This is a genomic window from Bacillus sp. UNC437CL72CviS29, from assembly GCF_000482345.1.
Taxonomy (GTDB): Bacteria; Bacillota; Bacilli; order Bacillales; family Bacillaceae_G; genus Bacillus_A; species Bacillus_A arachidis.
The window spans coordinates 338,436-353,328 of record NZ_AXVB01000003.1; the positions used below are offsets into that span (position 1 = coordinate 338,436).

Genomic DNA, 14,893 nt, shown 5'->3' on the forward strand with positions numbered 1-14,893 from the left:
ATTGTCCGTTTTCTTACTATCGATTGCAAATTTTATATAAAGGAAGGAGTGAGTGCATCGTAGTTTGTATCTTCTCAAGAAATTGTTCATCATCGAGTGTTGAGCACTCTTCTGGAGAAATGTGAATACCAACTAGTAACTCTGCTTTTTTTATAGTCGCTAGGCGTTCAATCATTTTTTGTAAGTCATTTGTTTCAAGTGAGTTATGCGATTTTACAGCTGGTTTGGTATGGTCAATGGACCAAACGAAGTCATTTGGTATATTTGTTTTTAAATCATTTAAATGTTCTAAGAAGGCATGAGCCGCTTCCACTTTTTGTGGACACTCATAAATTAAACCAAAGTATATAAAAGCATGGGTACCCCATAAACCAATTTGAAAATGTGGCAGCATTTTATATCCGCGTTTATTTGTTGAAAAAGCAACCCAAGTATCGTTTGGTGGATTGACTTTACGTCGTGCATGTTTTGCAACATGATAGAAAAAAGTTTCCCCAGTTTGTTCTGATAAATAATGAGAAAATTGCTCGCCTAGAGCTTCTAATTTAGGGTGAATATTCGTTTTAATAGCATTCATTCGTTCTTCGAGACCATCAACTGCAAAGACAGCAAAGTCAGTTGATTTAAATGTTTGTAATGTCATGATAGTTCCTCCAACTCCTAGTTTGTTTTTTATTTTAGCATAGCTTGTACGATTCATAAAAAAAACAGTACAAAAAAACTTCAGTAAAAAAATATAATTTTGTTGCATAGATGATTTATCCAACATAGTATAGTATAAAACAAAAAATCAGAAAATTAAGTTAATTCTAGTCCGAGGGCAGACGAATATTGGGAGGAGGCAATAAAAATGAGACAGGTGATTAACGCGTTAAAGAGAACAGATGCTGAAAAAAGAATTCCGGTGCTAAGATTGGAGTTAGATTATGAATTAGCAACGCTATATGATGCAATGATGGAAAATGATAATCAGAAAAAAGAAGAGTGCGTGCAAAAGCTAGAAGTGCTAAGACTTGAAATGATCCGTTTAGAAGCGTAATAATAGTATATGTATAAAAATTAAGTTGGTGCGAACCTTATAAAGGGTTCGTTTTTTCTGTGAACAGTGTAGATCGGAGTGTTTAAACATGCAAGAGGTATGGAAAGAAATCGATACACATGCAAAACAGTGGATTCAAGAAGCTGGTGAGCGTTTAATGGCATCATTGCAAAAGACGCTTATTGTGGAGACGAAATCAAATGCAGCTGACCTAGTAACAAATATGGATCGAGAAACGGAACAGTTTTTGATTGGGAAAATTAAAGAAACATACCCACACCATTATATTTTAGGAGAAGAGGGATATGGAGATAAGCTTGCTTCTTCGGATGGGGTTGTTTGGTTAATTGATCCAATTGATGGTACGATGAATTTTGTTCATCAGAAAAGAAATTTTGCGATTTCAATTGGCATTTATGAGAACGGTATCGGAAAAATCGGCCTCATCTATGATCCGGTTCATGACGAACTGTATCATGCTATAAAGGGGGAAGGAGCCTTTTGTAACGGTGTAACCATTCCCACTTTAGAGAAAGGTACATTAGAAAGCGGGATTATTGCTTTAAATGCTACGTGGCTTACTGATAATCCATTACTTAATATGGAAAAAATGATGAAGCTCGTGAAAAAAGCACGAGGAACACGCTCATATGGTTGCGCGGCACTAGAAATGGTATATGTTGCAACAGGAAGATTAGATGCTTACGTGACGCCGCGATTATCTCCTTGGGATTTTGGCGGAGGACTGATTATTGTAGAAGAAGTCGATGGCAAAGTGACGACGTTTGCTGGTAAAGCACTTTCTATTGTAGAAAAAAGTAGTGTATTAGTTGCGAAGCCGGGGGTATATGAAGAGTTACTACCATTTGTATCACAGTAACAAAAAAAGTAAGAGGCTACGAAAAGCTTCTTACTTTTTACTGTTACTGTGATTTACGCATTTTTCGTTTTGTTACAAATCCGTATCCAACTGTAACAAATGTGCCGATAATGCAAATAATAATACCGATGGGACTATTTTCAGCAATCATAATTCCAATGCCAATTAAGAAAATAACACCGATAATAGCTGTTAATAAAAAGCGGTACTGAATTTGTTCCATATCTTCACCCTCCAATTTCATTTTACTTTCACAAAAGTAAGAATACAACTATATTTTCATTCTTGATTTTATTTTGATTGCCATTGTATCCCCTTCACTCTTATAATAGAGAAGGATTAAAAAGACACTAGGAGTTGGACATGTTGAAAAAACGACAAGATTTACGAAATATAGCAATTATCGCCCACGTTGACCATGGTAAAACAACACTTGTTGACCAATTATTACGTCAAGCGGGGACGTTCCGTGCAAATGAGCACGTAGAAGAACGTGCAATGGATTCGAACGATTTAGAAAGAGAACGCGGTATTACAATTTTAGCAAAAAATACAGCGATTCATTATGAAGATAAACGAATTAACATTTTAGATACGCCTGGACACGCTGACTTCGGTGGTGAAGTAGAGCGTATTATGAAAATGGTTGATGGTGTTTTACTTGTTGTTGATGCATATGAAGGTTGTATGCCACAAACGCGATTTGTTTTAAAGAAAGCTCTTGAGCAAAACTTAACTCCAATCGTTGTAGTAAACAAAATTGACCGTGACTTTGCTCGCCCGGATGAAGTAGTTGATGAAGTAATCGACTTATTTATCGAGCTTGGTGCAAACGAAGATCAATTAGAGTTCCCAGTTGTATTTGCATCAGCAATGAACGGAACAGCAAGCTTGGATTCAAACCCAGCAAATCAAGAAGAGAATATGAAATCATTATTTGATACAATTATTGAACATATTCCAGCACCAGTTGATAACAGCGAAGAGCCACTTCAATTCCAAGTAGCACTTCTTGACTATAATGACTATGTAGGTCGTATCGGGGTAGGTCGTATATTCCGCGGCACAATGAAAGTAGGACAACAAGTTGCACTAATGAAGGTCGATGGAAGCGTAAAACAATTCCGCGTAACAAAACTATTTGGTTACATGGGATTAAAACGCCAAGAAATTGAAGAAGCAAAAGCTGGAGATCTAGTAGCAGTTTCAGGTATGGAAGATATTAACGTTGGTGAAACGGTATGTCCAGTTGAACATCAAGATGCGTTACCATTATTACGTATTGATGAGCCAACACTACAAATGACGTTCCTTGTAAATAATAGTCCATTTGCAGGTCGTGAAGGTAAATACATTACGTCTCGTAAAATTGAAGAGCGTCTTCGTTCACAATTAGAAACAGATGTAAGTTTACGTGTTGATAATACAGAGTCTCCTGATGCATGGATTGTATCTGGACGTGGAGAATTACATTTATCTATCTTAATTGAAAACATGCGCCGTGAAGGTTACGAACTACAAGTATCTAAGCCTGAAGTAATTATTAAAGAGGTTGATGGCGTAAGATGTGAGCCTGTAGAACGCGTACAAATCGATGTGCCTGAAGAATACACTGGTTCTATTATGGAATCAATGGGTGCACGTAAAGGTGAAATGTTAGATATGGTGAATAACGGAAACGGTCAAGTTCGCCTTACTTTCATGGTTCCAGCACGTGGTTTAATTGGTTACACAACAGAATTCTTAACATTAACTCGTGGTTACGGTATTTTAAACCATACATTCGATTGCTACCAGCCAGTACATGCTGGACAAGTTGGTGGACGTCGTCAAGGTGTTCTAGTTTCACTTGAAACAGGAAAAGCATCACAATACGGTATTATGCAAGTTGAAGACCGCGGTGTAATCTTCGTTGAACCAGGTACAGAAGTATATGCTGGTATGATTGTCGGAGAACATACACGTGAGAATGATTTAACAGTTAACGTTGTAAAAATGAAACAACAAACTAACATTCGTTCTGCGACGAAAGATCAAACTTCAACAATGAAAAAACCACGCTTAATGACTTTAGAAGAGTCATTAGAGTACTTAAACGATGATGAGTTCTGTGAAGTAACTCCAGAATCAATTCGTCTTCGTAAAAAGATTCTTGATAAGAGTGAGCGCGAAAGAGCTGCTAAGAAAAAGAAATCTGTAGAAGCGTAAAAAATATGAAGCTGCCTTTTTAAAAAAGGCAGCTTTTTGTTTATTTTTTTAGAAAATTTACTCTTTTATCTAGACAGTAGTTTTTCTGCAAGGTACTCTTATAGTAGGGAAAATAGAATTTAAAAAGTAAGAATCAAGGTACTACTAGTTAGTGGATTGGACTCATATGGGTTGTTTTCGTTCATCTTTGCAAAATAAGGGGGGAGTATAATGCTAGAGAGAATGTCATTTTTCGCAAAATTATATAATGTAGATACGAATCCAGAAATAGGGATGTGGCTTTTATATGGCACAATGATTTTTTTAAGTGCCCTTGTATATAATTTAGGGTTTGCTAGGAAGTTATCGCTATTAAAAAATATTGTGGTGTATGTGGCGCTGGCGTTAGGATGTACAGTCTTAACTTTTTTAGGAGTTTTGTTGCCGGTGGGAGAAGGACTTGTTGTAGCCGCAATTGTACTAGGAATTTATAGATTACGTTTACGTCAAGCAAAGCAACAAAGAGTAAGTTAAGGAGGTTCTTTATGCGCTCTGTACAAGATACATTATATAATTGGTTAACGATTAAAACGGTTGCGGAAGCAAGACCCAATGATGCAGCTGCACAAGAAACATATTTGCTGTTTCATGATATGTTGCATGAAGATCATCAATTAAGTGATGTGGAAGTGGAAAAGAAAGAAGATATGTATTTAGTTACATATAAACGAGGCGGAGAAAAACATTCTACAAGATTTCCAGTAGAGCTTATAGATTGTTTCTTAGATCAAATGAGACAAGAGCCGGAGAAATATAAATAAGTCCTCATCCGAATGATTAAGGACTTATTTGACAGTTTACCACTCATCTTCTACTGTTTTATCACGATATAGGTGGAATTTTCCGGTTGCATGGCGTTCTATTGTACGTTCTGCAATACGTTCTGTGCATTCCATGCACATATATGTATGAATAGGACGGTTACGAAGCCTTTTGGCCATAGGATTTTCGTCATCTAACTCTTCTTTTTTATCACAAAGCATACATTTGACTCTCATTTCGTCACCTCAATACAAATTCTATCGATATAAGTATAGCATGTAAATTTGATATTTTTGAACTATGGAGGAAAAAAATAATATTTTCGCAATTCGAAAAATAAGTTATCATTAAGATAAATAAAATTTTGGAGGTGGAAATATGGCAAATGTAGTAGAACCTACATTGACAGATTCTTTAGTTCAATCTTTACGTGAAGGACGTATTATAACAATTGCAACAATTGATTTTGAAAAGGCTGTTCCAAATGTAAGTGCTATTTCATGGGTATATGCAATGAATGAGACGCGTATTCGGTTTGCAGTTGATTGGCGATCTCGTATTGCGGAAAATTTACGCCATCATGCAGGGCTTGTACTCACTGTAATGGCGAATGAATCTGTATTTTCCATTAGCGGTGAAGCAAAGATTTTAACGGATAGAATGGAAGGGATTCCTCTTAAGTTAACTATAGTAGAAGTATCTGTTCAAGAAGTGCGTGATGTTATGTTTTATGGAGCAAAGCTTGCTTTGGAACCAGCATATGAAAAAACTTATGATCTTCGTGCTGCTGAAAAACTTGATAACCAAGTTTTAACGGCAATGAAAGGATTGTAGAAAAGTGGATGAGTACTATGGGTGTTCATCCTTTTACTGCTATTTTAATCTGGGTGAATAGGTAACCTTTGTTCCATGTTCAAATATAAATTTTGATGAATATGATACCTAGTTATAAATGAAAAAAATGATTGAGAAAAGTTTTAATTTATATGAATTTAGATTCTACCTCGTTAATACATTACATATAATTATAACAATGGTTCGTCCATATCATAATCATGGATGAAACCCTTGTTCTACAAATTTAAAAGTGGAGTCAGGGGGTAACAGGTTGGATAAAATTTATGTGTTAGACACGAATGTACTTTTGCAGGATCCTTTATCTATTTTTTCTTTTGAAACAAATGAGGTAGTGATTCCAGCAGTTGTATTAGAAGAGGTTGATTCGAAAAAACGTTACATGGATGAAGTTGGACGAAATGCTCGTTATGTATCTAAACTGATAGATAAATTTCGTGAATTAGGAAAATTGCATGAGAGTATTCCCCTTGAAAATGGAGGGACATTTCGTATTGAATTAAACCATCGCTCATTTGTTCAACTACAAGATATTTTTGTTGAAAAAACAAACGATAATCGCATTTTAGCTGTTGCGAAAAATATATTTTTAGAAGAACAAGAGAAAGAGGATGGAAAGTCTGTTGTTTTAGTAAGTAAAGATGTGCTTGTAAGAGTAAAAGCAGATGCTCTTGGCTTACAAGCAGAGGATTATTTAAGTGATCGTGTCATTGAAGTGGACAATATATATTCAGGTTTTTTAGAAGGCTACATATCAAAAGAACAGTTAAATTATTACTATGAAAAAGGAGAACTTCCTTTATCAGAAATTGCAAATCATCCATTTTATCCAAATCAGTTTATTGTGATGAAAGATGCATTAGGTGGTTCTAGTTCTGCGCTTGGAATTGTTGATTATTCAGGGAAAAAGGTGAAGAAACTTATTTTTCATAATGAGCAAGTTTGGGGAATACGCCCGCGGAATGTGCAGCAAATTATGGGATTAGAATTGTTGCTTCGTGAAGATATTCCACTCGTAACGTTAACAGGAAAAGCAGGAACTGGTAAAACTTTACTTGCGTTAGCTGCTGGTCTTATGCAGACCGAAGATTTAGGGTTGTATAAAAAACTCCTTGTTGCCCGGCCCATTGTTCCAGTCGGCAAGGATATCGGTTATTTACCGGGAGAAAAAGAAGAGAAATTAAGACCGTGGATGCAGCCAATTTTCGATAATCTAGAGTATTTATTTAATACAAAAAAACCTGGTGAATTAGATGCGATTTTAGCAGGAATGGGTTCAATTGAAGTAGAGGCACTTACTTATATACGAGGACGAAGTATTCCAGATCAATTTATTATTATTGATGAAGCACAAAATTTAACGAAACATGAAGTGAAAACAATATTAACAAGGGTTGGAGAAAAAAGTAAAATTGTATTAATGGGAGATCCGCAACAAATTGATCACCCTTACCTAGATGAATATAATAATGGTCTAACCTATGTTGTAGAGAAATTTAAAGAACAAAAAATTAGTGGACATGTAAAGTTTGTAAAAGGAGAACGCTCTAATTTAGCACAATTAGCGGCGGACTTATTATAAAGTGGAACTTTAATCAGTGAGGGGATTTATTAGCTTGCGTCTAACTGTATTGCATGTGTGGAATTTTGAGATAGAAATATTACTGATAGTAAAAGGCTAAAAAAAGGAGTGGCTTTTGCCCACTCCTTTTTTTAAATAATTGTAAACTTACGGATATTTCGAATTGGATTGTTTATATTAGAGCCATCACCAAAGTAAAGGTGAACAGGTCCATCTTCTCGCAATGGTTTTCCATCTTTTGAAAATCCAAGAATAGCATTGTTTGCTTCTTCTAATGAAAGTGTGATGGAATCATGCAATGTATGGATTTCAACATGTGTTGCTTCTGCTACAATCTCAGCATTTTTGAAAAAGGGATGAAGTGGTATGCCAAACGTTCCTGTGATAAGCTGTTCTTTTTTAAATTTTTTTACGCTTTGTTGTATAGGTGGAAAAGCGGCACCATCACGAATTTCGCGATCCCAGTGTTCGGAAGTATGCTTGAGATAGTCTTCTAATTCTGATTTTTCTTCTTTTGTTTCGGTGAAATAAGTTGTTAAATCTACTTTTCGATCATCAAAAATCCAAACGCTTGGGTCAAGTGTGATCGGAAAGCGTACGTTTCCATTTATAAATAAAATTTCACTCATTGTTGTTCCCCCATTTGTATTATGCTCCCACTTTTCAGTATAATAGTATTAGACATGATTGTCACAAAAAATGTTTCTATTGCAATTTATTAAAACTATCGCTAATATTAATAGATAGGATAGGAGAGTAGGACGGAAACGGAGGGAATCAATTTGGCGTCTGAGACAGTAGCAAATCATCAGGAAAAGGCACTTGCCCTTCTACAAGCGGATGCGGAGAAGATTTTAAGACTTATTAAGGTGCAAATGGACCACCTTACGATGCCGCAATGTCCATTATATGAAGAAGTGCTTGACACGCAAATGTTTGGACTATCCCGTGAAGTTGACTTTGCGGTTCGTCTTGGTCTTATTCCAGAAGAGCAAGGGAAAGAAATGCTAGGAGAGCTCGAACGGGAATTATCAGCACTTCATGAAGCATTTACAAACAAACAACAATAAAGGGTTCAAATAAGCGGGCTCAAACTGACTAAGTTTGAGCTTTTTATTTGTATAATAAAGCAGGAAGAATGGCGATACATATGGAATACAACAATTAAACTGAAAACAGAAAGAGGATATTGAATGAAAAAAGTATGGAAGTCAATGGATTATTCATTATTGCTTCCTCTTGTTATTTTATGTGTACTGGGAGTTGTAATGGTATACAGTTCTAGCTCTATTTTAGCGGTTACAAAATATGAGAAACCGGCTAATTACTTTTTTTATAAGCAACTACTAGCATTAGGAATAGGTACAGTATTTGGATTAGGGATAATCGCTGTGATTCCATACCAGTTTTGGAGAAAAAGAATTATTTTATTACTAATGATGATAGGAAGTATTGGTTTGCTTTCGTTATCTTTGTTACTTGGAACGAAAGCAAATGGTGCGCAAGCTTGGGTGTTTGGTATACAGCCGGCTGAATTTGTTAAAATAGCTATCATTATCGTACTTGCACGTTTCTTTGCAAGAAGGCAAGAAACAGATACTTCAGTATGGAAAGGATCAGCAGGTACAATTCTATTTATAGGATTAATAGTATTTTTAATTCTAAAACAAAATGACTTAGGTACAGTTTTGTTAATCATAGGTATTGTTGGAATTATGTTCCTTTGTTCAGGGGTTCCGATTAACAAGTGGATAAAGCGTATTGCATTAAGTGCAATTGTATGGATTCCGCTTTTATACTTATTTGGAAACTATGCATTGGAAGATTATCAGAAGGCACGTTTTACAGCGTTTTTAAATCCATTTGAAGATACTCAACATGATGGATATCAGCTGGTGAATTCCTTTATTGCAATTGCATCAGGCGGTCTAAATGGTAGAGGACTTAGTAACAGTATACAAAAATTCGGTTATTTACCTGAACCACATACAGACTTTATTATGGCGATTATATCTGAGGAACTTGGCTTTATCGGTGTAGCGATTGTTTTAATTAGTTTGCTACTTATTATTATTCGGGCATTGCGAATTGCTCAAAAGTGCAAAGATCCATTTGGAAGTTTAATTGCAATTGGTATTGCTAGTCTGATTGGGATACAAACATTTGTTATTGTTGGTGGTATGACGGGGCTAATACCTCTTACTGGTGTACCTTTACCATTTATCAGTTATGGTGGTAGTTCTTTAATGGCGAACTTAATTGCAATGGGTATATTGATAAATATAGGTAGTTACGTGAAACGACAAGAGAAGCAACAAAAAGAAGTATATGAGAAAAAAGAACAGGGTGAGCCACATCTTGTTGTTGTAAAATAAAAAAGGCTTTGTGTTTGATGACACAAAGCCTTTTTATTATGGTGTTATAATGAGTTATACTTTGTGAAGTTTTAATAAGAATAGTGTGTCATATTTATCCGAATGTGATATACATTAAAACTGTTAGAAAAGGAAGAGTTGTGCTATACTATTTTTGTGAAACAAATTGATTAGAAAACTTATCATTTGTTGAAAAATAAGGTATGATGTATAAAAATAAAGTGAAGCTTTCCAAGTATAATTTAGAAAAGAAAGTGAAGAACTTCACGCTTTTTAGAGCGTGTGCCTATTTAATCTCTAGAGTGGTAGGAAAGTAGAGGGGGAAAATCATGTCAAAGCTGCAACGTATTCAAAAAGTATTAGTAGCTAACCGTGGCGAAATTGCAATTCGTGTATTCAGGGCTTGTTCAGAACTTGGATTAAAGACAGTTGCAATTTATTCAAAAGAGGATAGTGGTTCTTACCATCGCTATAAAGCAGATGAATCTTATTTAGTGGGGGAAGGCAAAAAGCCAATCGATGCTTACCTTGATATTGAAGGTATTATTGAGATTGCGAAAAGCAACCATGTGGACGCGATTCACCCTGGATATGGATTCTTGTCAGAAAACATCCAATTTGCTAGACGTTGTGAAGAAGAAGGGATTATCTTTATCGGACCACAAAGTAAACATTTAGATATGTTTGGAGATAAAGTAAAAGCAAGAAAACAAGCACAATTAGCAAATATTCCAGTTATTCCTGGTAGCGATGGACCTGTTCATTCACTAGACGAAGTTGAAGAATTTGCTAAGAAGTATGATTACCCGATAATTATTAAAGCATCACTTGGTGGTGGTGGCCGTGGTATGCGTATTGTACGTAGCGGTGATGAATTAAAAGAATCTTATGATCGTGCAAAATCAGAAGCGAAAGCAGCTTTTGGTAACGATGAAGTGTATGTTGAAAAATTCGTTGAAAAACCTAAACATATAGAAGTACAAATATTAGCAGATGAAGAAGGCAATGTTGTGCATTTATACGAACGCGATTGTTCTGTACAACGTCGTCATCAAAAAGTAGTTGAAATTGCGCCAAGTGTATCGCTTTCAGATGAACTTCGCCATCGTATTTGTGAAGCGGCGGTACAGCTAACGAAAAACGTAAACTATTTAAATGCTGGTACAGTTGAATTCCTTGTAAAAGGTAATGACTTTTATTTCATTGAAGTAAATCCACGTGTTCAAGTAGAACATACAATTACAGAAATGATTACAGGAATTGATATTGTTCAGTCTCAAATTTTGATTGCTGATGGACACTCTTTACATAGTTCAACAGTGAGCGTACCAAAACAAGAGGATGTTATTATACATGGATATGCAATCCAATCTCGTGTAACAACGGAAGATCCGCTTAATAATTTCATGCCGGATACAGGAAAAATTATGGCATATCGTTCTGGTGGCGGTTTTGGTGTTCGTCTTGACACAGGTAACAGCTTCCAAGGAGCAGTTATTACGCCATATTATGATTCATTACTTGTTAAAGTAACGACTTGGGCACTTACATTTGAACAAGCAGCTGCAAAGATGGAGCGTAACCTAAAAGAGTTCCGTATCCGTGGTATTAAAACAAATATTCCATTCCTAGAGAATGTAGTAAAGCATAGAAACTTTTTATCAGGAGAGTATGATACATCGTTTATTGATGCTTCGCCTGAACTGTTCGTCTTCCCGAAACGTAAAGACCGTGGGACGAAGATGTTAAGTTATGTAGGTACAGTAACAGTAAATGGTTTCCCTGGAGTAGGTAAGAAAGAAAAACCGATTTTCCCGGATGCACGTATACCGAATTTGAAACATTCTGAATCAGTTCCAAATGGAACGAAACAAATTTTAGACGAACGCGGTGCAGATGGTCTAGTAAAATGGGTACAAGATCAAAAGCGCGTACTATTAACGGATACTACATTCCGTGATGCGCATCAATCATTACTTGCAACACGTATTCGTACAAAAGATTTAAATCAAGTTGCTGAGCCAACAGCTAGAATGTTACCCAATTTATTCTCAGCGGAAATGTGGGGCGGTGCAACATTCGATGTTGCGTATCGTTTCTTAAAAGAAGATCCATGGGAACGCTTATTAGAGCTTCGTGAAAGAATGCCTAATGTTTTATTTCAAATGCTTCTTCGTTCATCAAATGCAGTTGGTTATAAAAACTATCCAGATAATTTAATTCAAAAATTTGTGGAATGTTCAGCACAGGCGGGTATTGATGTATTCCGTATTTTTGATAGCTTAAACTGGGTTGAAGGTATGAGAGTTGCAATTGATGCTGTAAGAGAGAGTGGCAAAATTGCAGAGGCAACAATGTGTTATACAGGGGATATTCATGACCCAATGCGTAGTAAATATGACTTAAATTATTATAAAAACTTAGCGAAAGAATTGGAAGCATCAGGAGCGCATATTCTAGGTATTAAAGATATGGCTGGATTATTAAAACCAAATGCAGCTTACGATTTAGTTTCTGCGTTAAAAGAAGCGGTATCGATTCCGATTCACCTTCATACACATGATACAAGTGGAAATGGTGTTTTAACGTATACGAAAGCAATTGAAGCAGGTGTTGATATTGTCGACGTTGCTGTAAGCTCAATGGCAGGCCTAACATCACAACCAAGTGCAAATACGTTATATTATGCGCTTGGTGGAAATGAAAGACAACCAGATGTGAATGTGGATGCATTAGAAAAACTTTCACATTACTGGGAAGATGTTCGGAAATATTATGCACCATTTGAAAGTGGTATGAATGCACCGCATACAGAAGTATATATGCATGAAATGCCAGGTGGTCAATATAGTAACCTTCAGCAACAAGCGAAAGCGGTTGGTTTAGGAGATCGATTTGATGAAGTAAAAGTAATGTATCGCCGTGTAAATGATATGTTTGGTGATATTGTAAAAGTAACACCATCATCAAAAGTTGTTGGCGATATGGCACTATTTATGGTGCAAAATCATCTTACAGAACAAGACATTTTTGAACGGGGACATGCGTTAGATTTCCCAGGTTCTGTTGTAGAGATGTTCTCTGGAGATCTTGGACAACCATATGGCGGATTCCCAAAAGAATTACAAAAAATCATTTTAAAAGGAAAAGAGCCATTAACGGTAAGACCAGGAGAACTGTTAGAACCAGTGGATTTTGATGCTTTAAAAGAAGAGTTATTCCATAAACTTGGACGTGAAGTAACTATTTTTGATGTTGTTGCATATGCATTATATCCAAAAGTATTTATGGATTATCAAAAGGTAACTGGACTTTATGGAAATGTATCTGTACTTGATACACCAACATTCTTCTATGGTATGAGATTGGGTGAAGAAATTGGTGTGGAAATTGAACGTGGTAAAACATTAATTGTTAAATTAGTGTCAATTGGTGAGCCTCAACCAGATGGAACGCGTGTACTTTACTTTGAATTTAACGGACAACCGCGTGAAATTGTTGTGAAAGATGAAAGTGTTAAAGCAACGGTTGCGCAGCGTGTGAAAGGAAACCGTGAAAATCCAAATCATATTAGTGCAACAATGCCAGGAACGGTCATTAAAATCGTTGTAAATGAAGGCGATGAAGTGAAAAAAGGTGATTCCATGGCAATCACAGAAGCAATGAAAATGGAAACAACGGTTCAGGCGCCATTCGATGGAAAAGTGAAGAAAGTATATGTAAAAGATGGCGATGCGATTCAAACAGGGGATTTACTTATTGAATTAGAACAATAAAAATCAAGAAAAGAGCTGCTCAAAAGTAGCTCTTTTTTTGATATAAAAATAATAACTTGCCATAATGGCAAGTTATTAAAAGGATTGTTTATTTTGCGTTGTAGTTGATTGTTGTGCCTCTTTTGCGTTTCTTGTACTTCTTGTACCTAGCATCACTAGATAACATAATACGGCAAACAAACAAGAGATAAAGAGTGAATGTAACAGTGCCATTGAGAGGCTAGCGTTCGTATAGACAACCAAAATACCAACAATTGCTTGAAGCGTAACGAGAATAAATGAGATAATCCATCCCCAATATACAACTCGCTGTTGCTTATAGTGGCGAATAGCAAGAATCATTGCGTATAGGATCCAAGCAAATATTAATATTGCGGCAATCCTATGTCCCATTTGAACCCATTCATGCAATTGAGTAGGAAACGGTCTGTTTTTACTACAAAATGGAAAGTCTGGACAAGCCAAACTAGCATGCTCATGACGTACTAAAGCACCTGTATAGACGACGATATAGCTGTAAATTGTTACACCGTAAATATGAAACTTCATTTTTTTATCCATAATGAGAGAACGTGCATCGAATTTCTTGTCAATTTCAAAAATAAGGCAGGCTAGTAAAATGACAGAAGCAAATGAAATTAAGGAAATACCAAAATGAATAGCTAGTACAGCTGGTACTTGTCCCCAAACCACTGCCGCTGCTCCCATTAGCGCTTGTGCAACTAAAAATACAAATGATAAAATAGCAAGCGTCTTTGTTTCACGTACATGTTTATAATATTTCCATGATAAGATACAAAGCAGTGTAACGAGAATTCCTGCCGATCCTGATGTTAAACGGTGACTGAGTTCGATAATTGTTTCCATTGATAGATTAGAGGGAACGAGTTCACCATTACAAAGTGGCCATGATTTTCCACATCCTTGACCTGAACCTGTTTTTGTAACTAAAGCCCCCCCTAATAAAACCCCTAGTAAGTCAAGGCTTGTAATGACTGCTAACCATTTAATAAAGCGTTGCAATCTTTTCACCATCTTTCTGTTATGAAGTTATTGCGAAATATTTTCATTCCATCAATTTTATAGAACAAAACGCGCTACAGTCCTATGATATATAAAAAATAATAAAATAGCAAAGAAATGAAGAGGGAGGATAAAGTACTTGGGATAAGAAAAAAACGGTGTAGATATTACAGTTTTTAAGTGGAAATACTTCTATTATAAAAAGAAATAAGGAGAATGCATGCTAAATATGACAAAATAGTTTATTATAGAAGATAATCTCGTGTTATGATAGGGAGTAATAGGAGAAACTTTTTTGTTATTCGACACAAAAAGTTCATGTTTTCTTCACAAAATGTTCGGGAAATATGATTT

At 35.8% G+C, this 14,893-nt stretch carries 15 protein-coding genes; 10 read left to right on the forward strand and 5 right to left on the reverse strand.

Translation table 11 applies throughout. From position 1 onward, the window contains the following. Positions 1-16 precede the first annotated feature (16 nt). A complete protein-coding gene (locus M014_RS0101930) occupies positions 17-643 on the reverse strand; it encodes a YktB family protein (RefSeq protein ID WP_026590200.1) in 627 nt (208 codons plus the stop codon). A gap of 207 nt (positions 644-850) precedes the next feature. Between M014_RS0101930 and M014_RS0101935 the strand changes: the two genes are divergently transcribed. Beyond that, positions 851-1,039 (forward strand): hypothetical protein, encoded by a 189-nt coding sequence (locus M014_RS0101935; protein WP_001250169.1) that lies wholly within the window; start codon positions 851-853, stop codon positions 1,037-1,039. Between the two features lie 88 nt (positions 1,040-1,127). Beyond that, positions 1,128-1,919, forward strand: a complete 792-nt coding sequence (locus M014_RS0101940) for an inositol monophosphatase family protein (protein ID WP_026590201.1) — start codon at positions 1,128-1,130, stop codon at positions 1,917-1,919. A 43-nt stretch (positions 1,920-1,962) separates the two neighbouring features. On the opposite strand, the gene M014_RS0101945 is transcribed toward M014_RS0101940, so the two are convergent. Next, positions 1,963-2,142: a DUF5325 family protein gene (locus M014_RS0101945; RefSeq protein WP_026590202.1), complete on the reverse strand. Its 180-nt coding sequence runs from the start codon at positions 2,140-2,142 to the stop codon at positions 1,963-1,965. A gap of 140 nt (positions 2,143-2,282) precedes the next feature. Between M014_RS0101945 and typA the strand changes: the two genes are divergently transcribed. The 3 genes from typA (at position 2,283) to M014_RS0101960 (ending at position 4,927) form a co-directional block, all read left to right on the forward strand. Continuing rightward, complete coding sequence (typA, locus tag M014_RS0101950) at positions 2,283-4,127, forward strand: translational GTPase TypA (protein WP_026590203.1); 1,845 nt, start codon at positions 2,283-2,285, stop codon at positions 4,125-4,127. A gap of 210 nt (positions 4,128-4,337) precedes the next feature. After that, positions 4,338-4,640, forward strand: coding sequence for a YlaH-like family protein (locus M014_RS0101955; protein WP_026590204.1), 303 nt, complete (start codon positions 4,338-4,340; stop codon positions 4,638-4,640). Between the two features lie 11 nt (positions 4,641-4,651). Beyond that, positions 4,652-4,927, forward strand: a complete 276-nt coding sequence (locus M014_RS0101960; protein WP_026590205.1) for a hypothetical protein — start codon at positions 4,652-4,654, stop codon at positions 4,925-4,927. A gap of 36 nt (positions 4,928-4,963) precedes the next feature. On the opposite strand, the gene M014_RS0101965 is transcribed toward M014_RS0101960, so the two are convergent. Then, entirely contained in the window at positions 4,964-5,164 is a 201-nt protein-coding gene (locus M014_RS0101965) for a YlaI family protein (protein WP_026590206.1), read from the reverse strand. A 142-nt stretch (positions 5,165-5,306) separates the two neighbouring features. Between M014_RS0101965 and M014_RS0101970 the strand changes: the two genes are divergently transcribed. Then, positions 5,307-5,762, forward strand: a complete 456-nt coding sequence (locus M014_RS0101970) for a pyridoxamine 5'-phosphate oxidase family protein (protein ID WP_026590207.1) — start codon at positions 5,307-5,309, stop codon at positions 5,760-5,762. A 274-nt stretch (positions 5,763-6,036) separates the two neighbouring features. Then, positions 6,037-7,365, forward strand: a complete 1,329-nt coding sequence (locus tag M014_RS0101975; RefSeq protein WP_026590208.1) for a PhoH family protein — start codon at positions 6,037-6,039, stop codon at positions 7,363-7,365. A 131-nt stretch (positions 7,366-7,496) separates the two neighbouring features. Here the strand turns inward: M014_RS0101975 and M014_RS0101980 are convergent, their stop codons facing one another. Continuing rightward, positions 7,497-7,994 carry a hypothetical protein gene (locus tag M014_RS0101980; protein WP_026590209.1) on the reverse strand — a complete coding sequence of 166 codons (498 nt, stop codon included), beginning with the start codon at positions 7,992-7,994 and terminating at the stop codon, positions 7,497-7,499. A gap of 153 nt (positions 7,995-8,147) precedes the next feature. Here M014_RS0101980 and M014_RS0101985 point away from each other — a divergent pair, with 153 nt between their 5' ends. From M014_RS0101985 to pyc, 3 genes are all read left to right on the forward strand, one after another. Next, complete coding sequence (locus tag M014_RS0101985) at positions 8,148-8,435, forward strand: YlaN family protein (RefSeq protein ID WP_026590210.1); 288 nt, start codon at positions 8,148-8,150, stop codon at positions 8,433-8,435. A gap of 123 nt (positions 8,436-8,558) precedes the next feature. Then, the gene (locus M014_RS0101990) at positions 8,559-9,740 is read left to right on the forward strand and encodes an FtsW/RodA/SpoVE family cell cycle protein (protein WP_026590211.1); all 1,182 of its coding nucleotides are present in this window, start codon (positions 8,559-8,561) and stop codon (positions 9,738-9,740) included. Between the two features lie 329 nt (positions 9,741-10,069). Next, on the forward strand, positions 10,070-13,516 hold the full coding sequence (gene pyc / locus M014_RS0101995) for a pyruvate carboxylase (RefSeq protein WP_026590212.1): 3,447 nt from the start codon (positions 10,070-10,072) through the stop codon (positions 13,514-13,516). A gap of 75 nt (positions 13,517-13,591) precedes the next feature. Here pyc and M014_RS0102000 read toward each other — a convergent pair whose 3' ends face one another. Beyond that, complete coding sequence (locus M014_RS0102000) at positions 13,592-14,539, reverse strand: COX15/CtaA family protein (protein ID WP_026590213.1); 948 nt, start codon at positions 14,537-14,539, stop codon at positions 13,592-13,594. Positions 14,540-14,893 lie beyond the last annotated feature (354 nt).

What these genes read in the sequence shown, in the direction of transcription:
- M014_RS0101930 (WP_026590200.1), bottom strand. Translation starts at nt 643, where the DNA reads ATGACATTACAAACATTTAAATCAACTGACTTTGCTGTCTTTGCAGTT.
- M014_RS0101935 (WP_001250169.1), top strand. Translation starts at nt 851, where the DNA reads ATGAGACAGGTGATTAACGCGTTAAAGAGAACAGATGCTGAAAAAAGA.
- M014_RS0101940 (WP_026590201.1), top strand. Translation starts at nt 1,128, where the DNA reads ATGCAAGAGGTATGGAAAGAAATCGATACACATGCAAAACAGTGGATT.
- M014_RS0101945 (WP_026590202.1), bottom strand. Translation starts at nt 2,142, where the DNA reads ATGGAACAAATTCAGTACCGCTTTTTATTAACAGCTATTATCGGTGTT.
- typA (WP_026590203.1), top strand. Translation starts at nt 2,283, where the DNA reads ATGTTGAAAAAACGACAAGATTTACGAAATATAGCAATTATCGCCCAC.
- M014_RS0101955 (WP_026590204.1), top strand. Translation starts at nt 4,338, where the DNA reads ATGCTAGAGAGAATGTCATTTTTCGCAAAATTATATAATGTAGATACG.
- M014_RS0101960 (WP_026590205.1), top strand. Translation starts at nt 4,652, where the DNA reads ATGCGCTCTGTACAAGATACATTATATAATTGGTTAACGATTAAAACG.
- M014_RS0101965 (WP_026590206.1), bottom strand. Translation starts at nt 5,164, where the DNA reads ATGAGAGTCAAATGTATGCTTTGTGATAAAAAAGAAGAGTTAGATGAC.
- M014_RS0101970 (WP_026590207.1), top strand. Translation starts at nt 5,307, where the DNA reads ATGGCAAATGTAGTAGAACCTACATTGACAGATTCTTTAGTTCAATCT.
- M014_RS0101980 (WP_026590209.1), bottom strand. Translation starts at nt 7,994, where the DNA reads ATGAGTGAAATTTTATTTATAAATGGAAACGTACGCTTTCCGATCACA.
- M014_RS0101990 (WP_026590211.1), top strand. Translation starts at nt 8,559, where the DNA reads ATGAAAAAAGTATGGAAGTCAATGGATTATTCATTATTGCTTCCTCTT.
- pyc (WP_026590212.1), top strand. Translation starts at nt 10,070, where the DNA reads ATGTCAAAGCTGCAACGTATTCAAAAAGTATTAGTAGCTAACCGTGGC.